We start from the raw sequence: 24,050 nt of genomic DNA, 5'->3' as shown, positions 1-24,050 counted from the left end.
TTTATGTTGAAGCTGTCTGACATCTACAATGTAGAGGACAAGTGTTATCGCAACGTCAACAGCTGGTTAAAATTTCATGAATATGCCAGTTAGCCGCCTGCAGGCAAAAAAAAAGAACGCCCGGCCCCTTGTAGCCAATGCGTTCTGGTAATGGCGGAACGGGTTAATCCCGTCTGACAAACAATTGGAAGCTGCTGCTCTTCAAATAATCCAGCGAGTAAAACACAGGACGGTCGTTCTCGTCAAAATGAAGCTGTTTCAGCAGCAGAAGGCCCTCCCCCAGCACTTCCGCCGCTCTGCGGTCTCTTGCGCCGCCGGCTCCGACCGCGCAAATTTCCGTTATCGCATAGGAAACGGTAATGCCCAGCCGTTCGCGAAGGAAATCGAAGATCGCTCCGCTGAACCCTTCCGTAAAATGATCTGCCGCAATTTCCATAGGGATAATATTATAATAAAAGGCAACCTTCATCTCGTCTGCCGTGCGGACCCGCTCCAAAATAACGACCGGACCGCTGGTTTGCAGCTTCTCCGCCCATTCCGTTTCGGCTTCCTGCGAATACACTTTAACATCCGCCTCGCTGTCTTTATACCCGACGCTTTTAATCATGTCACCGAGGCTGCGCAGCTTGTTTAAAGGATTGACAATCGAAGAAGAGCGCTCATTCACGTAAGTGCCCACCCCGTTTTTACTGATGAGCGTCCCCTCCCTTTGCAGCATTTTCAGCGATTCTCTTAAGGTCGGCCGGCTTACTTCGAACTCCTTGGCCAGCGCAGGCTCAGAGGGCAGCCTCTCTCCGGGCTTGATCTCTCCCGCCTGGATTCTCCGCTCGATCTCTTCTTTGATGCGGATATACAGCAGTTTCTTCTCCATCATTCGGTTCCTCTCCAATGAAATGGACTTTGTTTTCAGACTATCAAAATGCGCCTATGATGCCAACCTTGTTATCCGGATTGAACAAACGCAGAAGCTTCGCGCACGCCGAACAAAGCTGTTTCATTACCGCCGGATGCATTCGAATCCGCAGCCGGATAGGCATCCGCCCATTCGGCCGATGTTCCCGGCCGCGGGGACGAAGGCACTGCAACCGAAGAACCAATCCCGTCCAAAAAAATGTCGAAATTTGTTAGTAAATTTTAATTTTTTTCTTATTGCTAAATCCGGAGTTTATGTTATTATGGATTTTGTTATTGGAAAGCAGATATTCAAATATACAGGGTCTTTCCAAGCAGATAATTTTTTGACCACATCCACTAAGGAAGTAAAGGCCATACGGACAGCCGGGTCAAATGCCGACTGGCAACTTAGTTGCCTTATTGATTGAGCGAAAAGCTCAAATTTTATAAGTTTGGTTTCTTTACAACCAGTGCATTGCATCGCACAACAACTTGTGAAACGATCAATAAGAGTGGTAAAAGTGATTATTTGCTATATAGACTCTGATCCGTTATCGATATATTTGAATATTAAAGATAGCTTCCTTTCAAAAAGAGCTATGTCCTGTTTTGGGGAGGACATTTAATATTTCTATGTATATCTAAACAAGAACAAGTGTGATGCGCTATGAAGCGTTATTGCGACTTGTTTTTTTTGTGCGTAAAAAATGTTGCCTTGTTAAGAAATTGCGGTTCACACTACTACTAAGGTAAGGGGAATGAGAAATGGGGAAAGCGTTAATCATTGGTTGCGGCGGGGTGGCATCTGTAGCCATCCATAAGTGTGTTCAAAACAGTGAGGTTTTCGAGGAAATTTGTATCGCAAGCCGCACGAAATCGAAATGTGACGAACTGAAAGCCAAGCTGGACGGCGGCAAAACTAAAATTACGACCGCGCAAGTAGACGCGAACAACGTTGACGAGCTGATCGCTTTGATTAATGAGGTCAAACCGGACATCGTCATGAACCTGGCGCTGCCTTATCAGGATTTGACGATCATGGATGCCTGCCTGGCTACCAAAACGCATTACATGGATACGGCCAACTACGAGCCTGAAGATACGGCAAAATTCGAATACAAATGGCAATGGGATTATCGCGAGCGTTTCGAGAAAGCCGGCATTACTGCGCTTCTTGGCAGCGGCTTCGACCCCGGCGTAACAGGCGTATTCTCGGCTTATGCGCTTAAGCATTACTTCGACGAAATCGAATATATCGACATTCTGGACTGCAACGGCGGCGACCACGGCTACCCGTTCGCAACGAACTTCAACCCGGAGATCAATATCCGCGAAGTTTCGGCTAACGGAAGATACTGGGAGAACGGCGAATGGATCGAAACGAAGCCGATGGAAATCAAACGCCAATATAACTTCGCTGAAGTCGGCCAAAAAGATATGTACCTGCTGTACCACGAAGAGCTGGAATCCCTTGCGGTGAACATTCCCGGCCTGAAGCGCATCCGTTTCTTCATGACTTTCGGCCAAAGCTATCTGACTCACCTGAAAGCGCTGGAAAACGTAGGCATGACTTCGATCGAGCCGATCGAATTCGAAGGCAAACAAATTATCCCGCTTCAGTTCCTGAAAGCTGTGCTGCCGGACCCGGCATCGCTTGGACCGCGTACGGTCGGCAAAACCAATATCGGCTGCATTTTCCAAGGCAAAAAAGACGGCGTAGCCAAAACGTATTATGTGTACAACGTGTGCGACCACCAAGCTTGCTATAAAGAAGTAGGCTCCCAAGCAATTTCTTACACGACAGGCGTCCCTGCCATGATCGGCGCTGCGATGGTGCTGACCGGCAAGTGGAACAAACCGGGCGTATACAACGTGGAAGAGTTTGATCCGGATCCGTTTATGGAAGAGTTGAACAAATGGGGACTTCCATGGGTAGAAGACTTTAATCCTGTTCTGGTTGACGATGGAGAAGAAACTGCCAGCAAGCAACCTGTGCTGGTTCGCTAAGATGCGGTTCGATCAGCTGCCTACGCCTTGCTTTGTTGTCGATGAAGCGCTTATCGAAAAAAATCTGAAAATCCTGAACGGTGTAATGCAGCGGACAGGAGCCAAGATTGTTTTGGCGCAAAAAGCATTCTCCATGACGACCTTCTATCCCCTTATTGGCGAATACTTGAGTGGTACGACGGCAAGCGGCTTGTATGAAGCACGGCTGGGCTACGAGGAAATGGGCAAAGAAACACATGTCTTTGCCCCAGCATTCCGGGAAGATGAGATCGACGAGATTCTTTCCATCTGCGATCACATTATTTTCAACTCCTTCTCCCAGCTGGAGAAGTATAAAGATAAGGCGCTGAAGGCCGGCTGCAAGGTTGGCCTCCGCATCAATCCGGAATGCTCGACGCAGGTTGGGCATGAGATTTATGATCCTTGCTCTCCCGGCTCCCGCTTCGGGGTGAAACGGGAAGATTTCCGCCCGGAATTGCTTGAAGGCGTAACAGGGCTTCACTTCCATACCCTTTGCCAGCAAAACTCCGACGATCTGGAGACAACGCTGAATGCGGTTGAAGCCAAATTCAGCGATTTTCTGCCGCAGATGGAATGGATTAATTTCGGCGGCGGGCATCATATTACAAGAGATGATTACGATATCCCGAGACTTGAGGCCTGCATCAAACGGATGCAGGAGAAGTATGGTCTCGAGGTGTATCTGGAACCGGGCGAAGCCGTCGCGCTGAACGCCGGTTATTTGATCGCATCCGTGCTGGATCTGCATAAGAACGGCATTGATATCGCCATTCTCGACACCTCGGCGACTTGCCATATGCCGGATGTGCTCGAAATGCCGTACCGTCCGCCTCTCGCGGACAGCGGCGAAGTCGGCGAGAAGCCGTATACGTACCGGCTTGCCGGCCAAACCTGCTTGACGGGCGATGTGATCGGCGATTATTCGTTCGACCGGCCGCTGCAATGCGGTGACCGCCTTGTGTTTGGCGACATGGCGATTTACTCCATGGTGAAAACAAACACCTTCAATGGCATGGCGCTGCCGGCCATTGCCGTCCAGGACAAAAACGGCGACTGCCGTGTCGTAAGCCAGTTCGGCTATGAAGATTTTAAAATGCGTTTAGCATAATGTTTTGCAGGCACCGGTATTTGACCGGTGCCTTTTTTGGCGATCGTGCTGCAAGCAAACCGCGCCGGAAAGTGTCCTCTATAATAGCGAACGAAAATAGCGAACAAATAAGGCTCCCGTAAGGGAGCCTTATTTGTTTACCTCATAGAAAGAAGGGTCTGCCAGCTGTACAAACGGCGTCCATTCCCCTGCTGCAAAAAGCAGCAGCCGGTGCATGGCCCGTGTACATGCGGTATAAAACAGTTTGCGCTCGGATTCGCGGCGATAAGCCTGCGCAGAAGCATCATAGATCAGAACGGCGTCGAATTCTACGCCCTTGGCAAGATACGCCGGAATGACCACCGTCCCCTTCTCGAAAGTTTGCGTCCGTTTCGTCACGAGACGCAGCGGCGGACAGCCTTGGGCAGTTAAGCGGCTGTAAGCCTCGCTGCTTTCCGCAGCTGTTTTTGCAATGACAGCGATGGAACGGAAGCCTTCCGCTTGAAGAGCTGCCATTTCTTCCGCGATTAGCGCCGCCAACTGCTCGCTGCTGGCCGCCTGAAGGAGCAGCGGCTTCCGCCCGCTTCTGTCGAAAGGCACGATTTCCTGGCCGTCCGGCAGTATCGCCTTCGTAAACTCGACGATTTCACGGGTTGACCGATAGCTGCGAACGAAGCGTACAAGTCTCGTATCCGGCTCGCCGTAAAGCCGGAGAAGCGGCGCATCCGCGCCATACAGCTCCGTTGACTGCGTAAAGATCGCCTGCCCGAAGTCGCCGAGCACCGTCATGCGCGCCCGGGGGAACAGCCTTTTCAGAAATTCATATTGAAACATCGAATAGTCCTGGCCTTCATCAACAAACACATGCCTGACCTCTACATTCGTCCGGACGCCTTCGACAAGCTCTTTTAAATAGAGATACGGGGTCGCATCTTCATAAAACAGCTCAAGCTTGCTCAGCTTCTCCTTCGTCTGCCTGCAAATACCGTCCCATAGCTCCGGAACAGCAGACTCGCCCGTCATCGCCGCAAACGCGTCTTTGCTGCTGAACAGCTGGGCGTACAGCGCCGCCATATTGATAAACATCATCCGCTTCACGCTTCGCCGCAGCGGTTTGAAATATTCCTTCACAATCATGCGGCGCAGCATTTCTTCCTCCCGCTCGGCATAATCGAAATCGGCTTCGTCCCGCCGCGGTTTATGATTCACCTTCTCCTGAATCACTTCATATTGCTCCGCGAAGTCAAAGACGCCTCTATCTTTATGCAGCTCCCGGTGCACGGCGGCATATTCATCCTGGTCGAGGTAATTCATCTCCTCCTGCACCCAAATTTCGTCCCGCTCCTTGCGCTCCAGCAACGTCAGCTCCTTCAGCAGCCATTCTTGCAGCATGCCTGCACGGTTGGCCAAGCGGATCGATGGGTCATAGCTGTAAAACTGCTTTTTCATTTGGCTGGCGGTAATCAAATCGCGGTCCCGAAAGCGGATGCTGTTAAATTGCATGCCTTCCCGCGTAAGCCACTCCGCATAACGGAGGAGAGCCTCAAGGAACGACACTGATGCTTTGTACCCGATCCCCGCCAGCCGGGCTTCGTAATCTTGCGAGCTTTGTTCAGCCAGCACATATTCGATTTGATCAAACGGATCTTCCAGGCGCAAATCCGCGCCAAGCTCATAATCCAAATATTCCTGGAACGTCGTCTGCTGCATATTTTCTTCGCCAAGCTCGGGAAGAACGGTTGAGACGTAGCTGTTGAACATCGGATTGGGCGAAAACAAAACGATCTGGTCCGCCTTTAACCGATCCCGGTGTTTGTAAAGCAAATAAGCTACCCGCTGCAGCGCTGCGGATGTTTTGCCGCTGCCGGCCGCTCCCTGTACGATAAGCATCCGGCTGTGGTCATCGCGAATAATCGCGTTTTGCTCCTTCTGGATGGTCGCTACGATCGTCTTCATCTGCGAATCTGCGCTTTGGCCCAGCACCTGCTGCAGCAATTCATCGCCGATCGTCAGACTCGTGTCGATAACATTGTGAAGTTTGCCTTTATGGATCTGATATTGCCGTTTCAGCTCCATTGTCCCTGCAATGCGTCCGCCCGGCGTATCATAAGAAGCCGGCCCCGGGGCGTAATCGTAATACATGCTCGCAACAGGCGTTCGCCAGTCGTAGACCAGGAAGCTCAGGCCGTCCTTCTCGACGAAAGAGGATACACCAATGTAGATTTGCTCGGTAAAGCCGTCTTCAGAAAAATCAATGCGCCCGAAGTAGGGGATTGCAACAGCCGGTTCAAGCTTTTCCATTGCTGCACGCGAAGCCGGTAGCTGCGCTCCCGTTCCGACAGCAACGCTTCCTGCTGCTTAATGCTGTAGAACGTCTCCTCAAAATCTTCATGCGTGCTTGTATTGATCGTCACTTCTTCCCAAAACCGCTTGCGGATATCACCCGCCTGGTTTTGAAGCCCGGCCACCTCCGGCTCCAGCTCGGCGATTCTTTCTTGCAGCTTCTCCGTTACCGCATCCAGCCGTTCCTGTTCCTGCTTCCATTCCTGCCCGTGCATCATTGTCCCGAACACGCTCCTTCCGCTAAATCTGAAACAAAATATACCGTTTGACAAACTGCCGTCCCTTGTGGTAATATTAAATTGTAAATAAGATAGGATAATTATGACTTAATTTATAAAAATGAGTTAGTGGTTTTTCAATCATACCACAGCGTTTCTTTGCGCGCAATTCTAAACTATACGCCTTCGTAAACCCGGCTGATATGCCGGGTTTTTTTATTTGCCCATAAACGTCTATTCCTTGCCGTGATTGGAAGCGAAATGCGGCTTGCCTTAAAGTGAAGATGAAGGTTGATTCTATTTTCTGCGCCCCGGTTCGAGCCGTTAGACCGGAGGCATGTTGCGGTCTGGAGGGCAACATGGAATAAAAGCGGGGAGTTCCAATTGAAATGGTTAAACCAGCACTAGCAGAACCTAGCGAATTAAGCGGAATTCAGACGCAGCCGCTTATGGAAGCTCTGCCAGCCATAAACGGGCGCAGCAGGTTGACTCGCAATGGGCAGCCGGCCGCGTTATGATGAATAAAGCGGTTCAGGACGGTCCCGAACGATCCTGATCCTGATATCCTTTTTGCCGGCAGGCGGAACGACGAAGGTGGTATGTATATGTGGTGGATTCTTATTATTGTCGGCCTAATAGCCGCAGCTTATGTATGGTTTCGATCTTACCCGGCGTTCGGCGGACGATTATCCCGCACAGAGCGGCGCGCTTTTGCAGCAAGAGGAGACGGCTATTCCGGCCGGAAATTTAACAACCTGATCCCGACCTCTACAGCCGTCAGCCCTGCCAGCATGGCCGATGCAGCGAAACAATATTTGAAAGGCGGCGCTAACCGCCGCCCTGCTGCAGCGATCCCGGCCGACCCGGTCCATCCGGGCGAATGGGCGGATACGAGCGGCCAGGCGCGCGTCATCTGGTTCGGCCATTCCACGTTTCTGTTGTTCATCGAGGGGAAAACGATTCTCGTCGATCCGATGCTGGGAGCTTCGCCCTCGCCGTTCCCGGCAATCGGCGGCAGGCGGTACAGCGGCCGGCCGCCGATAGAAGCAGAACAATTGCCTCCGCTGGATGCCGTGCTCATCTCGCATGATCACTACGACCATCTCGACTACGGCACCATTAAGCGGATGAAGGACAAGGCGGCGCGCTTCTTCGTACCGCTTGGCGTAAAGGCCCATTTGATCCGATGGGGCGTAGCTCCGGACAAAATCGAAGAGCTCGGCTGGTGGGATACCGCATCGTTAGACGAGCTGCAGCTTGCCTGCACGCCGGCGCGCCATTTTTCCGGGAGACGGGGATTTGATCAGAATGCGACGCTTTGGTGCTCCTGGGTGGTCAAAGGCCGGAGCACGAACATTTTTTGCAGCGGGGACAGCGGATACGGCCCTCATTTTAAAGCGATCGGAGAGCGGTTCGGGCCTTTCGACGCCGCATTAATGGAATGCGGCCAATACGATAAAAACTGGGAAGCGATTCATATGATGCCGGGGCAGACGGTGCAAGCCTTCCTTGATGTACAGGCCAAGCTGCTCATTCCGATTCACTGGGGCGCGTTTACGCTAGCGCTGCATGAATGGACGGATCCGGTTGAACGCGTCCTTGAAGCGGCAAAACGAGAGGGCGCTGCGATCGCAACGCCAAGGATCGGACAGACGCTGGCCATAGACGCTCCGGAGAAGTCTTCGTCATATTGGTGGAGACAGCCGGAATAAATAACGGGTAGCGGCAGCCCCTTTCCAAAATTTATATCTAATTCATCTGATTTTAAGTTATCCCCTATATGATGAATAGAAGATTATGGATTAGGGGTATTTGCCGATATGAACAAGCGGGATGATTTATTCAGCACATTTCCGGAACTCCGGACAAAACGGCTGGTGCTGCGCCAAATGACAGCTGCCGATGCCGAGGACCTGTTTGGTTTTTATCACGACACGAAATTCAAACAATATTTGGACTGGCATGGCCCTGGTTCCATTGATGAATGTGTCAGAATGATCGGTTTCTGGAATAACGGCTTCGAGGAGAAAATAATGCTTCCTTGGGGAATTTCTATGCATAATAACCGGGAGCTTATTGGAACGATCGTCATTATGCCGATACGAGGAACCTTTGAAGATGCGCCGCGTTATCCTTTTACGATTGCGTATGACCTGAAGACGGCGTTCTGGAACAAAGGTTTTATGACCGAAGCCCTCACGGCGGCTCTTGATTTCTGCAAAAAAGAGACGGGGCTGCACCGGATTCAAGCAGAGGTTCTGCCTGAGAATGCGGCTTCACTTAAAGTATTGGAGAAATTGGGCTTCCGCAGAGAAGGGCTGCTCTCTCATTATTTGATGCATGAATCTACGAAAATTTTTATGAATGTGGTTATGATGGCTATGCTGTTAAGCTGATCACCGCGATAAAGCCGACTGCTATCCGGTAATCGAATAAAGCCTCTAATCCGGCTTACAGATTAGAGGCTTTCCGCTGCAGCATCGGATGGTTCCGCTTGCGGTTAACGTCCGTATTCGCCTTTGATGACAAAATACGACCCCCGGATCGTTCCCGCAAGCTTGGACTTCTGCCGGGCAAACTTAAATTTCCCTTCCAGTTCCTGCGGCACTTCCATTCCCTCCGAAAGCTTGAACCCGACAGCCCGTTTCTTCGGATCATCCACCGTATACATGACATTAACCTCAAGGCCGTCTTCATAAAAGACATACGTGAATTGGATGTTCTCCACTTGAAAATGCGATGTTTCCAATGGTTTGGCCGCAAACACGATGTTGCGCTCTTCTTTCAAAACCCGGTTCACATAATCAAGGTTCTCCTGGCTTTCGCTGGCCGGCACAACCGTAAATTCATGATTGTATTTGTTCATGAAATATCGGGCTTCATTCGCACGCAAGCCAGCCAGCGCTTCCGCTGCAGGCGAGGACTCCAAACCAACTGTAGACACCTTTTTAAAATCAACGATATATGACATGTTCATCCCTCGTTTTCTTTATTTCCTCTCTCATCTATACGACGCCGCCGTACCAAACCCTTTACCGAACGGCCGTTTTTCCCGTTTATTTCCGGGAATCAAGCACAAACATAGACGCATCCTGTCCCATAAATATTTTGTTGCCTGTATAGAAGGTGTTGGACTGCACATCCCTATACCCTATTTTCACCATCAGCTCCTTAAGCTCGGCTTGGTCAAATCCGTTGCGGACGATGTCCGACACGACATTGTCATTCCGGTCAAAGTCAACAATCAGCAGGTGTCCGCCTTCATTCAGAACATCGTATAACCGGGATAAAACAGGCTCGGCATCAGGGATATGCAGCAAAACCTGGGCCATGAAGATATAGTCGGCATGCAAATCCGGCAAGCCTTCCTTTTCAAAGTCAAAGCATAACGTATCGGCATTCTGAATAGCGAGCCTGGAAATTTTGTGCTTAACTTGATCAATCATGTTTGGTGATGTGTCCAGAAATAACACCGAATTAAATTCATGCAGCAAGTTCAATCCAACAAGACCGGTCCCGCAGCCAAAATCAATAGCCTGCTTCCCTTTGGCATCCTTCACGTATTCCCCGATAGCCTCCGCTGAAAGCTTCGCGATCTGGATTCTTTCAGGCGTATCATACATGGCGGCGATCATTTCGAATTTGTCCGTATTTCCCATTCACATCTCTCCTTAGATTCTGCAGCCCGTCAGATTGGAACCTGAAAGCGCGTAGTTCATCCTAGTTCTCCTGCTCTTTCATGATTTGTTCAATCCCGAGCAATATTAGCCTCACCCCGAATTCAAACGCCGTATCGGTCCCCATCAGCTCGAACAGCCCATTCTTGAACATTCTCCGGAACAGCCCCGCATCTGTCTCGCTCATCGTGTCCAGAAGGCGGATCATCTCGTCGCCCGGAGCTTCTCTCTTGTCCTCAAGTATGGCGGAGACGTTGCGCTCATGCTGATAATCGTCCAGAACGAAGTAAAAAACATAGTTCAAAAGCGTCGTCACCACTTGCATTTTCTGCGCTTGCTCAAGCGGCGTCGACTCCACGCAAAGCAGCATCCGGTTCGTAAAACGGATAATGTCCGGTTCATGCGGCAGCGTCATCATCATGAGCTGGGTGGAGCAAGGGTAACGCTGAAGCACGCGCCGTACCGTTACCGCGAGTTCCTCCAGCTGCTCCTTCCAGTCTCCATCGGAGTGGAACTCCTCCAGAATCTTTTTGGATACATCGTTGGCGAGACGCTGGTAAAGATTCTGCTTGCTCTTGAAGTACCAATACAGAGAGGGAGCCTGAATCCCCAGACGGTCCGCTAACCGCCTCATGCTGAATTTCTCGATGCCATCCTCTCCCAGAAGCTCCCAGGACACTTCTAAAATTTTATCCTCCGAAATCTGAGGCTGCTGTTTTTTCATCCCTATCCGCCCTTTTTATCTAACAGTGTAAGTTTATCCTTTACAAGTCGCTACAATCATGATAACATCTAACACTGTAAGGCACAAACTAACACTGTTAGATAACCTAAAAAGAAAGAAGTGATCCGTGTGGATGCAGAAAACCTCCATTACTTTGAAAAAGCACCGGTCGCAAAAGCCGTCGCTCACTTCGCTGTACCGATGATGCTGGGCACGTCAATGAGTGTCATTTATTCCATATTGAACGCGTATTTCCTTGGCACGCTCCACAATACCGCTATGCTAACCGCTCTCGCACTTACGCTGCCGTTATTCGCAATCATTATGGCGCTAGGCAACCTGATCGGCATGGGCAGCGGCACATTCATCTCCCGTTTGATGGGCGAGAAAAAATATGATGACGTTAAGCGTGTGTCTTCATTTGCCTTTTACAGCAGTTTACTTCTCGGCCTTCTCGTCATAGCCGCCGGCCTCCCGTTGATGGATCCAATCGTACACGCACTGGGCGCAACTCCTGAATCCTTCGGATTCACAAAGGACTATGTCAGAATTATGCTGCTTGGCTCGCCGGTTGTCGTATTGTTCTTTACGCTGGAAAACATCGTACGCTCGGAGGGCGCAGCCATCACGTCGATGACCGGTATGATTCTCAGTGTGGTTGTCAATATGATCCTTGATGCGTTAGCCATCTTCGTATTCCATTGGGGCGTGAACGGCGTTGCGTCTGCTACCGTCATTTCGAACTTGGTTGCAAGTGCTTATTACGCCTTCCATATGGGAGCTAAAAGCCCGTTCTTAACAATCTCTCTGCAATGGTTTAAGGCAACCAGGGACATTCTGGGCAATGTATTTAAAATCGGGGTTCCTGTCTTTATTATGAGCGTCTTTTTAGGAGCCATGTCTCTAATCTTTAACCATTTTCTTGTCGAATACGGCGACCAAGCCGTAGCGGCTTTCGGCATTTCATCCCGTTTATTGCAATTTCCTGAGTTTATTCTGATGGGTTTGTGCGAGGGAGTCGTACCGCTTATTGCCTTCACGTTTACAGCTAATAAATTGCGCATGAAGAGCACCATCGGGTTTACGATAAAAAGCATTGTGTCATTAGCTGTCGTGTTCGGCATCATCGTATATCTGATTTCCGATAACTTAATTGGTTTATTTACGAATGACGCGCAATTAATTGAAATGGGCAGCTATATTTTGCATGTTACGTTCCTGTCCTTGTTCATTACGGGAATGACCACGCTGTTCACGGGCATTTTCCAAGCTACAGCGCAAGGAACAGCTGCATTTATTATGTCCATTATTCAAGGCGTTACGCTCATTCCGGTGCTGTTTATCGCCAATCATTTGAGTGGCTTCCATGGGGTAGTCTGGTCGCTCGTCATCGCGGATGCTGCCGCCTTCCTTGTTGGCGCCGCCATGCTGTTTATTTTGCGGAACAAGCTGGAGCCGGATCTGGAGAGCTTAGCGCAGTAGAAGGATTAAACAAAGAAGGAACCCGGGCAGTAACCGGGTTCCTTCTTTGTTTAATTATGATCTTTATTACGGCATTATAAATCCCGCATAGCTATCGGCAGCACCGGACTGGATCAGTTCACTCAAGTCCTTCGACTGAATGCTATGGACGAACATCGTGATATAAGTGCCGGACGCTAAATCCGCCAGACTGTCGACTTGCAGTATAATTTCGTTGTCCGCACTGCCTGGATCGGCTGAGTAAACGGCAATAGAAGCAGGCATGCCTCCCATTCCCGGCATTCCAGGCATTCCTTCCGTTCCTGACATGCTTTGAACGTAATAATTGTCCGCATTCGTTGCTGTAGCCAGATCGACGGCTTTGCTGAACGTTACCTTGAGAAGACTTTTGGATGCATCATCGGAATCCGGGCCAAGATAATCCAGAGCTGTGATACCAAACGGCTGTACGCTCGGATCTACCGTAATCGGCACTGTCAATACATGGCTGTTTGCCAGACCTTCTTTTACGGCGATCGCTTTAATCGTAAGGCTGCTCGCGATCAGGATAGGGCCGTTGTACATAAAAGTGGACAGGTCATTTTGCGGATGATCCGATGGATCGTTGCCGTCTGTCGTATAATAAATCGTCGCACCAGGCGTTTCCGTACTTAATGCAACAAGAACCATACTGCCCGAGTCAGTCATGCTCACGGAAGGCATCTCGGCTTGCGGAAGCGCTATTTGATATGAAGCTGACATGACACCGCTGTTAGCGTAGCCGCTTTTCACTGCGATCGCTTTAATGGTAACGGCGCTTGTGATACTGATCGGTGAGCTGTACACTGCACTGGATACCGTTGGCGTGCTTCCATCCGTCGTGTAGTAGATCGTTGCCCCCGGCGTCGCATCACTCAGCGTTACACTCGTGCCCGACGCCACAGATCCCCCGGAGGACTAGCCGCCGGCACTGCAGCCGCCAGCTGCGCCGCCACTGCAGGGATTGTTAATATATGGGGGTCAACATAACTCATATTAGCGGTGGCCGTATACAAAGTAATCGTCATTACCGAGTTTACGCCCCTTGCCGATGTGAACATGACCGGCAAAGAGAACGCGCCCGGCTCGCCGGCAAGCGCCGCCGTTAGCGTCCCATAACCGTCAAGCCCCGATACGGCGAGTTGAGTCGTGGATGACAAGGCCGACAGCAGGGACGGCAATGACGTTATCTTATTGCCTTGTTGATCATACATATCTAAATTCAAATGATAGGGAATATCCTTAAACAATTGCGTCACTTCTTGCCCGTTCTCATCGCGGAAGGAACCTTTAATCTCCATTGTTTTAGGTATTTGCCGTGCCGCTGGAGCTACATGGATAACCTGAGTGGCGCTAGCTCCCTGCCAGAACAGCTGCAAATTGTAATTGGCTGGGGCAACTACATCGTAGCTCTCCCAATTTAATAAGATCGGCAACGAGAAGCTGCCAGGTTCGCCGGCAGCCGCCTCTTCTACCTCTCCAGCCGAGATATCGGCGTTATAAGGCGTGAAGATCGCTTGAATCTGATCCGTCAAGAGCGTCTCGGACGGCAATATCGAGCTGCCGTATTGATCATACGCGGTGAAGTCCACATGATAAGCCGAGCTGGAACCATCGGCTTGCGGTACCTCTTCCCCATTGTTGTCACGAAGCGCGCCTTCCATTTCTATTTTTGCAACCAATGGCGCTGTTCCAACCTTGTAATTTTTGGAGAGTGAAATTCGGGCGTCCTCATTCACCAAGCTGATAGAAACTACCGACTGATTAGACTGTAAGTCCGGAGATGAAGTATCAACGATAACCGCCATGCGAGCCGAGTCGATAACGGCGGGGGCTGTAGCCATAACGGAAACATCGGATGCATCTTGCATCGTTTCGCCGAACTGATTAGTAATCTTAAACGGAATTTGGACCCGGGAAGCTTTGGCTATCGTATCCGAAGACCCGATCCATTCCATCTTGACAGCCGTCTCAGCAGCAGCCGTCAAGGTGGCGGAGCTTGTACCCATTGGCATATTCGCGCTGCTTGCCGTAATGACGTAATTTCCGCTTTGTACATGGCTTGCGAGGTTTAAAGTGTAGCCGTTTAACGCATCAGGGACAGCCTGTGCATCCACCGGGATGCCGTCCTTCGTGACAGACAGGCGGATAGTCGATGGGTCTGTGTGCAAATTGAAACCTACATAAAATTTTTGGGCGCCTACTTGTTTTGCCTGGGTAATAGACAACTTCGGACGGCTGCCTGAAGTGTCAGAGGATACAGTCGCGCTACCATCAGCGGCATCTGTACTCGCTTGATAGGCTTGTTGTCCGCTAAAAGCACCTACGACCAGGTCAGCACGTGTAGCAATCCGAGATCCGTCAATTCCTTCAGGCAAAATTCTGTTTGAGATCGCTTGTTGAACGGCATCTGCATACCAAGGTGTGCCGGTTAAATCGGGCTGATAACCTAGTCCGCGATCCAACGCAGCCGCCAATTGGCCCAAGGTAACATTTGCGCTTGGCGCATATGTCGTGGTGGTCATGCCGGTAAGAAGTCCCGCTTTTTTCGCCGCTTCAATGTAAGGAATCGCCCATCCGTTAGCGGCATCGCTTACTTGCACATCGCTAAAAGACGAGGTTTGGACCGCCATATCAACGTCCACATTGTAGATGAGGTCAAGAACTTTAGAGAATTGAGACCGGGTCATGTTCTGGTCAATACCAAAGGTGCCGTCACCGACGCCTTGAAATACGCCTTGGGCCAGCAAAGCATCAATTTTGGCCTTTAGCTCATCGTCAATACCCGCCAGATCATCAAAGTCACCCGAAGTTGCGGCGGATACATATCCTGCGGCTACCGCGGCGGATGGGACGGCAGGCGCAGCAGATGCCGCTGAAGCGAATGCATTGGTCAAGAGCAAGCTTAATCCTAATGGAAGAAGCAGCCGCTTTGAAAACTTCTTTTTCATTTTGAAGCACTCCTTTAACCTTTGTCTGGTGGAATATCCTTCGTGCAAAATGAATCGCATACATTCAATCTTCGCCCACCGCCCCGCCACAGGCAGTGAATTGGAATAACCCTCTATCCGCAACTAGGTTGCGACATTCTTCGCAACATTTTCCCAAAAATTAGGCATAAATTGAGCAATTCGAACTAATTCGACACCGCTACCATAAATTCCTGTCCTTCACAGAGATTATAAAATAACACTGTCTTAAACCGGCCAAATTGATTTCCCGCGAACGCAAGACTAATTAAAAAAAGCAGGAATCGGGCGACCCCGATTCCTGCTTTTGGTTGAATAACCTTCGAGAACGATGCTCCTTCCGTTTTACTTCCCGATCTTGACCAAGCCGTGCTGGCGGTTTGAACGGCATCTTCGTTACGCCAAATACATTCGTTATGAAACGGCTGTCGGCAGGCTGTGTAATGCGAACCTCGTATTTAAACTGAACACGGGACACGTCCGCATACAGAAATACCGACTTCTTTGAACCTACCGTCTGCGTGCATCCTCCATGGATGGCTACTGCAATCTGGCTCTGGAAGCCTGCACCCGAAGACGAATGCCGGGGCAAAGGAAACTTGGCTAAAACTCCGGCATCCCTTATAATACGAGTCATACTTGGTATTAAATGGACATTTTCGATTCAACTGCTGAGGCAAGGAAATTCGTTATTTCTTCCAGAAAACGTTCGGGTTCTTCAATGCTCGGCGCATGGCCGGAATGCTGGAATTCGACAAAGGCCGAATCGGGAATGAGCAAAGCAACCTCCCGCCCTCGTTCCGGCGGATTCAAACCGTCGTGTTTGCCGCTGATGACTAAGGTTTGAGCGGTAACGTTCTTTAGATCATGCCGAAAATCAAAGCCTTCAAGCGCCTTGTTTGCAGCCGCCTGCTCTTGGGGATCGTTCAGCGTCACCTGTCCGGTATGCCAGTCGGTCAGCGCTTTCCGGACCGCAGCCTGGTTATGAAACATATAGCTGAAAGCACGGCCTATTTGATCTTCAAGAGCGAGATCTTTCATTGCTCCCGCATGGCGCTCCAGCATCTCTTGCATAGAAGAGGTTAACCCGTTGCTTTTCGGCGCGATGAGCACCAGTTTCTTGATTCTGCGGGGAACGGCGATGGCGACCCCTTGGGCAATATAACTCCCCATTGATGCGCCCAGCAGATAACACGACTCGATACCGATAGTATCCAGCAAAGCAATTACGTCTTGTACGTGGTCCTGCCACGTATACACGGGCGGTTTGCCCGATTTCCCATGCCCGCGCGAATCTAAAGCGATAACGCGATAATGCGCCTTTAAACGGTCTATTTCACGCTGGAACGTCATTCCGCTCCACATCAGCCCATGAAGCATGACCAAAGGGAACCCGGCGCCTTCTTCTTCATAATAAAGTTCAATCCCGTCGGACATAAACGAAGGCACTACGCTTCGCCTCCCGAGCTTGCTTTCATCAGGCTTGAAATGACCCCCAGATGAATGGCTTCGTGCATCAAAGCGAAGTTGAACAATTCGCCGGCTGTGTTGAACCGGAATGGGCCCATTTCAAACGGCGTTCGCAAAGCTTTGTCTAGCCCGTCAGCCGGCAGCTCCGAAAGACGGGCTAGCTGTTCGGCTAACATGTCGACCAATTGTTCCTTGGACGGCGGAGCGATCGTCCAGTCGGCCGGTTTCGTTCCCGAGTTAAACAGCGTCCCGTATGGTGCAGGAATCGCGGATGGGAGCCCGAAGGACAACGTGATGTATTGGTCCATCCAATAAATGATGTGGCCGGCATTCCAGCGGATTGTATTGTTGAAGCCTTTCGGTTGAATGTCGAATTGCGCCTCCGAAATGCTCTGAATCTGCCCGATTACAATTTGACGCAATACTTTTCCTGTGTTCACGATTGATTGTGCCATTATTCATACGCCTCCCGATAATGTGGTTTGCTTGCATCTAAAGGGTACCTTTTGCAGCGCAAAGCAACAATCACGAGATTCCGATGAATTCAATCGGTTTTAGTAATGAAGGCAGGCGAATAGAAGGAGGGAATTGGGAATGGAACTTAGACAGCTTGAATATTTTGCTGCCGTATGCAAGGAGATGCATTTCTCCAGGGCAGCAGAAAACCTGTGTACCACGCAGTCGAATTTGAGCCAGCAAATTAAGTTTTTGGAGAATGAGCTCGGACTGCCTCTATTCGACCGTATCGGCAAGCGGATCGCCTTAACGGAAGCCGGCAGCATTTTATTGGAGCAATGCGGAATGATTTTCGAACGCATTGACTATGTGAAGGGGGCTATAGCCGATCTTAAGCGGATGGAAGGCGGACGGCTGGACATTGGCATATTACCCGGCGATGGCGACCTTCTATTCGACGCGCTTCTAGTCAACTTCCATCTTGCATACCCCAAGCTTACCATTCAAGTAACCGAGACTATGAATGTATATGAAGAGGTTGTTGAGGGCACAAGAGACCTTGGAGTTACGACGGTGCCTTCGAATCCGGACGATCGAATCTCTATCATCCCTTTGTTTCATGAAGAGTTTGCTTTAGCCATCCATTCGGATCACCCGCTTGCGAAATCAAAGGCGATCCCCTTCGAGCAGCTGCAGCAGTTAAAGATGGTCATGTTCGGTCCGGAGCATCAGATTACGAAGATTCTCCATTCTTGCTGCCAAGCAAGAGGCATTTCCATCTACAATCCGATCGCAGCTCCTACGTTATCGACGCTTCTGAATTTCGTCGAACAAGGAATCGGAGCATCGGTGCTTCCACGATTGCTGCTCGATTATTTAAACCGCGATAACATCTCGGCAGTTACGCTGCTCAATCCTACGCCAAGCCAGGATATATGCCTCATTTATCGGAAAGATAAGTTTATGGGGCAGCCCGCAAAAACATTCATAAAAGAATTGCAGTCTTTCATTGAAGTCGTCATGGAGCATGCTGGCCGCTCATCGGGTTAAAGTTTGTGAATGAAACTTGCAGCCTGCCAGCCAATCATACCGTTTGCCGCGGAGCCGGCAAGCAATCCCTTAAGCAGAATAAACGCCCGGATGATGTCGGCGATCCCTTATGCATGGAATCCCATTTTAGCCCCTTCGGTTAATACCGTCAGTACCCGGTCGGTCATCTCGTCCACGCTGATGTTTTCGCTGCCTTTGCTCCATTCAACCGCCGCACCAAAAATCGCCCAACTTGCCATAAGCGCCATCGTATCAACAGGAGCCTGCCAGCCGGCCCGGGCTGCTTGCAGCTCCCGAAGCCAGTGCCGCAGCAGATCGGTAAGCTCGTGGCGTACCGATCGCTCGAACAGCGGGTCGACGGTGTCGACCGGACTGCAGCGGCCATACAGCGACCGCACGTGTTCCAGCACCGTTCGGACCAGAACGCGCATCGACTCAGGATGCCAGCCGGAATCCGGCGGGAGCTGCCGTTCCAGCACGTGGCGGAACTTATCGCGGATGGACTGCTCCAGCAGCGCGAATTTGTCCGGAAAATGGGCATAAAATGTCCCCCGGTGCACATCCGCCCGATCGGCGATATCCTGGATGGTCATCGCGGTAAACCCTTTCTCCCGCATTAACTGCTCGAACGACTGCTTTAACAGCCGATGTGAACGGATCCGCCGTCTATCGGCTTTATTTTTTTCATTGTCCATTACGCGCACGCCCTATCCTCTGAGTTTGACGTCCCCCGGTATAGGGAACGGAACAACCCTGATAAACGTCTCTTCCGGCGGCAATTCGGCAATAATTTCCCGTCAGCTCCGGCAGTTCCGGCAGCTCCGACAAAATAGCCGTTTTGTCGGGTAACCGGCATTCAGGCATGACTGTCCGTTGTGTTGATCCGCTAATTTGCCTACTATTGTACTGAAAAAAGTCAGATTATTCAATGAAATGAAGGAGGGATATCGCGATGGAAATGCCTAAAACGATGAAAGCGATCCGCTACCATACCTACGGAGGGCCAGATGTGCTGCGTTTGGAACAGGTCACCGTACCGAAAGCCGCCGAAGGAGAGGTCGTCGTCCGCGTTCATGCCGCCGGTGTTAATCCTGGCGATTGGCAGATCCGCTCGGGCTTGGCCGGCGACCGGTTTGAGCTGCCTTATACGCCTGGTTGGGACATATCCGGAGTTGTGGCGAGCGTGGGTGAAGGAGTCACCGGCTTGAAGCAAGGCGACGCCGTATACGGCATGACCGCCAACAGCGGGGGCTGCGCGGAATATGTCGCCGTGCCGGCTGGCCATTTGGCGCTGAAGCCCCGTTCAGCCGATTTCGTTCAAGCGGCAGCTTTACCCCAGTCCGGCTTCACCGCTTGGCATGCGCTGTTCATCCAAGGGAAGCTGGAGGCCGGCCATACCGTGCTGATCAACGGTGCCGCCGGAGGCGTCGGTCACCTGGCCGTTCAGTTGGCCCGGTGGAAAGGAGCCGCCGTCATTGGAGCCGCCTCCGCCCGGAACAAAACTTTCCTTGATCGGCTGGGCGTCGACCGGTTCGTAGACTATACGGCTGTGCTGCCGCCGGACATGGTACGGATAGCAGATCTTGTCCTTGATACGGCCGGCGGAGATCAAGGGAGCTGGCTTCTGGACACGCTAAAGCCCGGCGGACGGCTCGTGCCCATTGCATGGGGAAGCTACTCGTCCGAGCAAGCGGAGAAAGCGTCGGTTATCGTCCAACAAGTACAGTATCCGCCGATCGCCCCGGTTTATTTGCAGGAATTATCGCAGCTGGTGGACAGCGGACAGCTGAATGTAGAGATCGACTCGATATTCCCGCTGGAAGAGACGGCTAACGCGCACCTAAAAAGCGAAAGCCGCCGGACGCGCGGCAAAATCGTCATCTCCATAATTTAACTAAGGCTTAAACTATAGGGTGAAGCCCTTACTTCCATGTGGCCGCCGCCTGCGCGGGACTGACCCCGTTATCGGGACGGGGATCATCGCCTGTCTATGGTGCCGGCTTTATTTATTCGGGCAGCAGACCAACCATACGTAAACCGCGGGCAATGCCATGCTGATCGGCCTCTGGCGTTACATAACGGGCAATCCGTTTCACTTCGTCAGGTGCATTGCCCATTGCTACGCTGTTTCCAATATACCCGAGCATCTCCATATCGTTCAGATTGTCCCCAAAAGCGTACGCATCCTGCGGATGATGCCCAAGCCGATGCAGCATATGCTTGATGCCGTTAGCCTTCGAACCTCCACCCGGCAATATATCGAGAGATAATGGATGCCAGCGAACGAATTGCAGCTCAGGGAAAGCCCTTCTGTATGCCTCATCCTCTCCTTCCCTGCAAAAAAGCATTGTCTGATAAATATCGCGGTTCCGGTAAAATTGCGGATCATATGCAGGCTGCCTATAGCACAAAGAACGGAAACAGGTCTCCACATCAAGATGGTTGTCGATGCTGCTGCGCATGTCTTGATGGTCCAAATAAACAAGCGGATGACGGTTTCGTTCCGCAAAGGCGGATAACCGGTGCAAATCATCCGGCGCGAACGGATTGCAATAAATAAGCTCGCCATGCCATACGACATATTGACCATTAAACCCCACATAGGAGCGGATGTTCAGCTCTCTTGCCACATCTGCCAGCATAAAGGGCGAACGCCCTGTGGCCAGTACAACATCATGGCCCGCTGACTGCAGCTGCCGGACAGCAGCCGATGCTGATAAAGGGAGCTGCTTGTTCCGATCCAGTAAAGTGCCGTCGATATCGAAGAAGACGATACGTTTGGTCATCCCGCCGGCTGCAGCATCCTTATGCATAGTGCAGCTCCTGTACGGTTTCCTGAACAGGCACCGACAAGGATACTTTGTCGTTTAACTGAAAAGAAAGCGGAGAAACGACTTCAAATTGCTGCCCGGCGGAATAAATATCATAGATATACGCTTTGCCTTGAAATTGCACATTCATGACTATGCCTTGCAGCCCGCCGGCTGCGCCTGCATGGATTTGGAACTGATCCGGCCGCACCGGATACCGCTGATTTTCCCTGAATGATTCCGCTACCTGTTCACCTCTCCAGCATACGCCATTGTCTGCCCCTTCCGGCAGGAAGCCCTCTTTGACCCATTGCCCGCGCACAAGATTGGATTTGGAGACGAATTTCGCCACAAATTCCGTTTGCGGACGCAAATAGATGTCTTGCGGCGTTCCCGCCTGCTCGATCTGCCCATTCTTCATCACAATAATCCGGTCTGCCATGGCAAGCGCTTCTTCTTGATCATGTGTAACGTATACGATGGCTGATTTTGTCTTCCGGTGAACAGCCTGAATCTCGCGGCGCAAATCCATACGCAACATCGCGTCCAGGCTGCTCAGCGGCTCATCCATCAATAGCAGAGAGGGCTCAGAGGCAATAGCCCTCGCAATGGCAACACGCTGTTTCTGCCCGCCGGAAAGTTCATGCGGCATTCGCCCGGATAGATGCGAAAGCCCAACAAGCTCCAATACGTCCTGCACACGTTCAGCCTCATGATCACGAATAGCTTTAGGCGTTTCCTTATGCGTCCTTATAGGAAACCGGACATGCTCGTACACGGTCATATGCGGCCAAAGGGCGAAGTTTTGAAACACCATGCCGATGCGGCGTCTTTCAGGCGGCGTTAAGACCGCTTCGCTTGCGGCTATCTCGCCGTTTATAATAATTTCTCCGGAAGTGGGCTTCTCAAAGCCTGCCAGCATGCGCAGCAGTGTCGTTTTGCCACAACCTGACGGTCCGAGAATAGCAACAAATTCCCCGTCCTCAATCGTCAGATTGACCGCGCTAAGCGCCTGGAAGCTGCCAAACGACTTGTTGATTTGTTTCAGTTGAATGCTCATAATTGAACTCCTTTCTTGCGACCCATTAGCAGCTGGATCAGCTGCAGCAGTCCCGCTCCAACGACTATAAGCAATACAATCAGACTTGACATTGCAGTCGAATATAACGTATTGCCCGCTTGCTCAAAGCTGAATATCATGACGCCAATCGTTTGCGATCCCGATGAATACAGCATTGCGGATACGGTAAGTTCCGTCAGCGCAGTTAGAAAAACTAGGAATGCGCCGCTGAGCAGTCCCGGAAGCAGCAATGGCAGCAATATGGCATGCCACTTTTTCCAAGGGCCAGCTCCCGATATCCGGGCTGCTTCTTCTACAGACTCATCGACCTGCAAAAAGGCGGTAACCCCGGCTCTGATCTGCAATATGAGAAACCGGCAAATATAAGCGATAAACAAGATCGTCGTCGTGCCGTAAATGCCGGGATTCCAGCCTGGAATTGGTTCCATCCAGACAAGTATCATTGATAATGCGAATACAATGCCTGGCAGCGTATACGGAATTGAAACGATAAGTTCTGCGGTTTTGTACAGCTTGGATGGCTTCCGGACACGAACATAAGCAAATAAAGTGCCTATAATCAGACAAATAATGAGCGTAACCAGTGATAAAATAAAGCTGTTTTGAATCGCCTGCCATATTTTCGGATTATCGAACAAAATATAATGATAGTTTTTGAAAGAGATGTGCTTCAAGCTAAATGAAGCCCCGTAAGAAGTTCTCAAAGAAAGCGAGATCATCGAAAATAAAGGAACAATCGTTATGCCAACCAGCATAAGCCAAATGATTATGCTAAGCCACAAGCGGGACTTGCCCAGCCGGTAACGCGGCGTTTCATCAACTAGAACGGTATCCGATGTTTTGCTTTTGCGGACCGACAGCCACTGCAGCCATGTGCCGACTAAAGCAATAATGCCTAATATAACGGAAAGCGATGCTCCTCTGGCGAAAGCCGAAGGACCAAAGCCAATGATTTCTTCATAAATATAAGTGCTTAATACACTAATATTGACCGGTGTTCCCAGAAAAGCAGGGATGCCGAAATTATCCAGTGTGGCCAGAAAGACAAGCAGTCCGCCTGCTGTAATACCGGGAAGCGCTAGCGGGAGCGTTACTCTCCTGAACGTTTTAAATTTGCCGGCTCCGCTCGCTCTCGACGCCCACTCCAAATCCCTCGGGATTTTTTTAAGCACATTCGCAGTAAACATATACACTAGCGGAAAATGATGAATACCCATGACGAATACAATGCCGCCCATGCTATACATGCTCCAAGGCTTGGCGCCCGGATGAAGCAGACGAAGCAATGCAGCCGCCATGCCTTGAGGGCCCATGAAGCTCGACCAAGACAATGTCAGGACGTAAGAAGGCAATACAAACGATGATAAAATGACAAGATGAAGCAGACGCTTATAACGAATATCGGTATACGCCATAAACCAGGCGACAAGCAGGCCTAACGCCATGGCCAGAGCAGTAGAGCCAATCACAACAACGAATGTATGATTCATGATGTGCCAGAATCGCGATTGGCTTAACATTTCAGCATAGATGCCGAATGTTAAGCCATGCGGGCCATCCACGCTTAACAGCAGCAATTTCAACAGCGGCAGTATAAAAAAGAATAAAACGGCGACCATGCCCGTGACAGCGGCAATTTTCTTATAGACGGAAGCGCCGGATAGAAAAGAAGGGCGGTTATTCCGCCCTTTACGATTCTGTACAGCACTCCCGAGAACTTCTCGGCTTGGCATTCGTTATCGC

Annotated in this window: 19 protein-coding genes and 1 pseudogene; 7 read left to right on the top strand and 13 right to left on the bottom strand. The window is 50.8% G+C overall.

The window, feature by feature from the left end; genetic code table 11:
• Positions 1 to 163: 163 nt before the first annotated feature.
• A complete protein-coding gene (locus ET464_RS20615; RefSeq protein WP_129442331.1) occupies positions 164 to 874 on the bottom strand; it encodes a GntR family transcriptional regulator in 711 nt (236 codons plus the stop codon).
• 785 nt (positions 875 to 1,659) lie between these two features.
• Between ET464_RS20615 and ET464_RS15390 the strand changes: the two genes are divergently transcribed.
• A complete protein-coding gene (locus ET464_RS15390; RefSeq protein ID WP_129442329.1) occupies positions 1,660 to 2,901 on the top strand; it encodes a saccharopine dehydrogenase family protein in 1,242 nt (413 codons plus the stop codon).
• Between the two features lies 1 nt (position 2,902).
• On the top strand, positions 2,903 to 4,030 hold the full coding sequence (gene nspC, locus ET464_RS15385; protein WP_129442327.1) for a carboxynorspermidine decarboxylase: 1,128 nt from the start codon (positions 2,903 to 2,905) through the stop codon (positions 4,028 to 4,030).
• A 129-nt stretch (positions 4,031 to 4,159) separates the two neighbouring features.
• Here nspC and helD read toward each other — a convergent pair.
• Positions 4,160 to 6,567: pseudogene (gene helD / locus ET464_RS15380) on the bottom strand (RNA polymerase recycling motor HelD).
• A gap of 608 nt (positions 6,568 to 7,175) precedes the next feature.
• On the opposite strand from helD, the gene ET464_RS15375 reads away from it, so the two are divergent.
• Complete coding sequence (locus ET464_RS15375; protein WP_244226559.1) at positions 7,176 to 8,282, top strand: MBL fold metallo-hydrolase; 1,107 nt, start codon at positions 7,176 to 7,178, stop codon at positions 8,280 to 8,282.
• Between the two features lie 108 nt (positions 8,283 to 8,390).
• On the top strand, positions 8,391 to 8,966 hold the full coding sequence (locus ET464_RS15370) for a GNAT family N-acetyltransferase (protein WP_129442323.1): 576 nt from the start codon (positions 8,391 to 8,393) through the stop codon (positions 8,964 to 8,966).
• A gap of 104 nt (positions 8,967 to 9,070) precedes the next feature.
• On the opposite strand, the gene ET464_RS15365 is transcribed toward ET464_RS15370, so the two are convergent.
• The 3 genes from ET464_RS15365 to ET464_RS15355 all read right to left on the bottom strand — a co-directional run bounded on the left by ET464_RS15365 (position 9,071) and on the right by ET464_RS15355 (position 10,971).
• Positions 9,071 to 9,541 carry a DUF8821 family protein gene (locus ET464_RS15365; RefSeq protein ID WP_129442321.1) on the bottom strand — a complete coding sequence of 157 codons (471 nt, stop codon included), beginning with the start codon at positions 9,539 to 9,541 and terminating at the stop codon, positions 9,071 to 9,073.
• An 85-nt stretch (positions 9,542 to 9,626) separates the two neighbouring features.
• Entirely contained in the window at positions 9,627 to 10,229 is a 603-nt protein-coding gene (locus ET464_RS15360; protein WP_129442319.1) for a class I SAM-dependent methyltransferase, read from the bottom strand.
• Positions 10,230 to 10,290: 61 nt separating this feature from the next.
• Complete coding sequence (locus ET464_RS15355) at positions 10,291 to 10,971, bottom strand: TetR/AcrR family transcriptional regulator (protein WP_129442317.1); 681 nt, start codon at positions 10,969 to 10,971, stop codon at positions 10,291 to 10,293.
• A gap of 129 nt (positions 10,972 to 11,100) precedes the next feature.
• Between ET464_RS15355 and ET464_RS15350 the strand changes: the two genes are divergently transcribed.
• Positions 11,101 to 12,453: an MATE family efflux transporter gene (locus tag ET464_RS15350; protein ID WP_165280019.1), complete on the top strand. Its 1,353-nt coding sequence runs from the start codon at positions 11,101 to 11,103 to the stop codon at positions 12,451 to 12,453.
• A gap of 66 nt (positions 12,454 to 12,519) precedes the next feature.
• Here the strand turns inward: ET464_RS15350 and ET464_RS19880 are convergent, their stop codons facing one another.
• The 4 genes from ET464_RS19880 to ET464_RS15330 form a co-directional block, all read right to left on the bottom strand.
• Positions 12,520 to 13,374: a chitobiase/beta-hexosaminidase C-terminal domain-containing protein gene (locus ET464_RS19880; protein WP_165280018.1), complete on the bottom strand. Its 855-nt coding sequence runs from the start codon at positions 13,372 to 13,374 to the stop codon at positions 12,520 to 12,522.
• The gene (locus tag ET464_RS15340) at positions 13,353 to 15,422 is read right to left on the bottom strand and encodes an S-layer homology domain-containing protein (protein ID WP_165280017.1); all 2,070 of its coding nucleotides are present in this window, start codon (positions 15,420 to 15,422) and stop codon (positions 13,353 to 13,355) included. Before ET464_RS15340 ends, ET464_RS19880 begins: the two co-directional genes overlap by 22 nt.
• Before the next feature lie 663 nt (positions 15,423 to 16,085).
• Complete coding sequence (locus ET464_RS15335) at positions 16,086 to 16,889, bottom strand: alpha/beta fold hydrolase (RefSeq protein WP_244226558.1); 804 nt, start codon at positions 16,887 to 16,889, stop codon at positions 16,086 to 16,088.
• Complete coding sequence (locus ET464_RS15330; protein ID WP_129442310.1) at positions 16,889 to 17,365, bottom strand: DinB family protein; 477 nt, start codon at positions 17,363 to 17,365, stop codon at positions 16,889 to 16,891. Before ET464_RS15330 ends, ET464_RS15335 begins: the two co-directional genes overlap by 1 nt.
• A 139-nt stretch (positions 17,366 to 17,504) precedes the next feature.
• On the opposite strand from ET464_RS15330, the gene ET464_RS15325 reads away from it, so the two are divergent.
• A complete protein-coding gene (locus ET464_RS15325) occupies positions 17,505 to 18,416 on the top strand; it encodes a LysR family transcriptional regulator (protein WP_129442308.1) in 912 nt (303 codons plus the stop codon).
• Positions 18,417 to 18,523: 107 nt separating this feature from the next.
• Here ET464_RS15325 and ET464_RS15320 read toward each other — a convergent pair whose 3' ends face one another.
• Complete coding sequence (locus tag ET464_RS15320; RefSeq protein ID WP_129442305.1) at positions 18,524 to 19,111, bottom strand: TetR/AcrR family transcriptional regulator; 588 nt, start codon at positions 19,109 to 19,111, stop codon at positions 18,524 to 18,526.
• A gap of 257 nt (positions 19,112 to 19,368) precedes the next feature.
• On the opposite strand from ET464_RS15320, the gene ET464_RS15315 reads away from it, so the two are divergent.
• Entirely contained in the window at positions 19,369 to 20,310 is a 942-nt protein-coding gene (locus ET464_RS15315) for an NADP-dependent oxidoreductase (RefSeq protein ID WP_208543860.1), read from the top strand.
• Positions 20,311 to 20,422: 112 nt separating this feature from the next.
• On the opposite strand, the gene ET464_RS15310 is transcribed toward ET464_RS15315, so the two are convergent.
• Genes ET464_RS15310 through ET464_RS15300 form a run of 3 tightly spaced genes read right to left on the bottom strand, consistent with a single transcriptional unit; the run spans position 20,423 to position 24,040 of the window.
• Positions 20,423 to 21,202: a Cof-type HAD-IIB family hydrolase gene (locus ET464_RS15310; protein WP_129444454.1), complete on the bottom strand. Its 780-nt coding sequence runs from the start codon at positions 21,200 to 21,202 to the stop codon at positions 20,423 to 20,425.
• Between the two features lie 19 nt (positions 21,203 to 21,221).
• A complete protein-coding gene (locus tag ET464_RS15305; RefSeq protein WP_129442303.1) occupies positions 21,222 to 22,286 on the bottom strand; it encodes an ABC transporter ATP-binding protein in 1,065 nt (354 codons plus the stop codon).
• Entirely contained in the window at positions 22,283 to 24,040 is a 1,758-nt protein-coding gene (locus tag ET464_RS15300) for an ABC transporter permease (RefSeq protein WP_129442301.1), read from the bottom strand. Before ET464_RS15300 ends, ET464_RS15305 begins: the two co-directional genes overlap by 4 nt.
• Positions 24,041 to 24,050: the final 10 nt, after the last annotated feature.

Origin of the sequence: Paenibacillus protaetiae (assembly GCF_004135365.1) — a bacterium.
Lineage (GTDB): Bacteria > Bacillota > Bacilli > Paenibacillales > Paenibacillaceae > Paenibacillus_AP > Paenibacillus_AP protaetiae.
The sequence above is the reverse complement of the archived record's forward strand: the minus strand, read 5'-3'. Positions and strand labels throughout refer to the sequence as shown.

Coding starts and splice junctions, on each gene's coding strand:
- ET464_RS15305 (WP_129442303.1), bottom strand. CDS start 22,286: ATGAGCATTCAACTGAAACAAATCAACAAGTCGTTTGGCAGCTTCCAG.
- ET464_RS15315 (WP_208543860.1), top strand. CDS start 19,369: ATGGAAATGCCTAAAACGATGAAAGCGATCCGCTACCATACCTACGGA.
- ET464_RS15355 (WP_129442317.1), bottom strand. CDS start 10,971: ATGAAAAAACAGCAGCCTCAGATTTCGGAGGATAAAATTTTAGAAGTG.
- ET464_RS20615 (WP_129442331.1), bottom strand. CDS start 874: ATGATGGAGAAGAAACTGCTGTATATCCGCATCAAAGAAGAGATCGAG.
- ET464_RS15360 (WP_129442319.1), bottom strand. CDS start 10,229: ATGGGAAATACGGACAAATTCGAAATGATCGCCGCCATGTATGATACG.
- ET464_RS15330 (WP_129442310.1), bottom strand. CDS start 17,365: ATGGCACAATCAATCGTGAACACAGGAAAAGTATTGCGTCAAATTGTA.
- ET464_RS15390 (WP_129442329.1), top strand. CDS start 1,660: ATGGGGAAAGCGTTAATCATTGGTTGCGGCGGGGTGGCATCTGTAGCC.
- ET464_RS15370 (WP_129442323.1), top strand. CDS start 8,391: ATGAACAAGCGGGATGATTTATTCAGCACATTTCCGGAACTCCGGACA.
- ET464_RS15365 (WP_129442321.1), bottom strand. CDS start 9,541: ATGTCATATATCGTTGATTTTAAAAAGGTGTCTACAGTTGGTTTGGAG.
- nspC (WP_129442327.1), top strand. CDS start 2,903: ATGCGGTTCGATCAGCTGCCTACGCCTTGCTTTGTTGTCGATGAAGCG.
- ET464_RS15325 (WP_129442308.1), top strand. CDS start 17,505: ATGGAACTTAGACAGCTTGAATATTTTGCTGCCGTATGCAAGGAGATG.
- ET464_RS15310 (WP_129444454.1), bottom strand. CDS start 21,202: ATGACCAAACGTATCGTCTTCTTCGATATCGACGGCACTTTACTGGAT.
- ET464_RS15340 (WP_165280017.1), bottom strand. CDS start 15,422: ATGAAAAAGAAGTTTTCAAAGCGGCTGCTTCTTCCATTAGGATTAAGC.
- ET464_RS15300 (WP_129442301.1), bottom strand. CDS start 24,040: ATGCCAAGCCGAGAAGTTCTCGGGAGTGCTGTACAGAATCGTAAAGGG.
- ET464_RS15375 (WP_244226559.1), top strand. CDS start 7,176: ATGTGGTGGATTCTTATTATTGTCGGCCTAATAGCCGCAGCTTATGTA.
- ET464_RS15320 (WP_129442305.1), bottom strand. CDS start 19,111: ATGGACAATGAAAAAAATAAAGCCGATAGACGGCGGATCCGTTCACAT.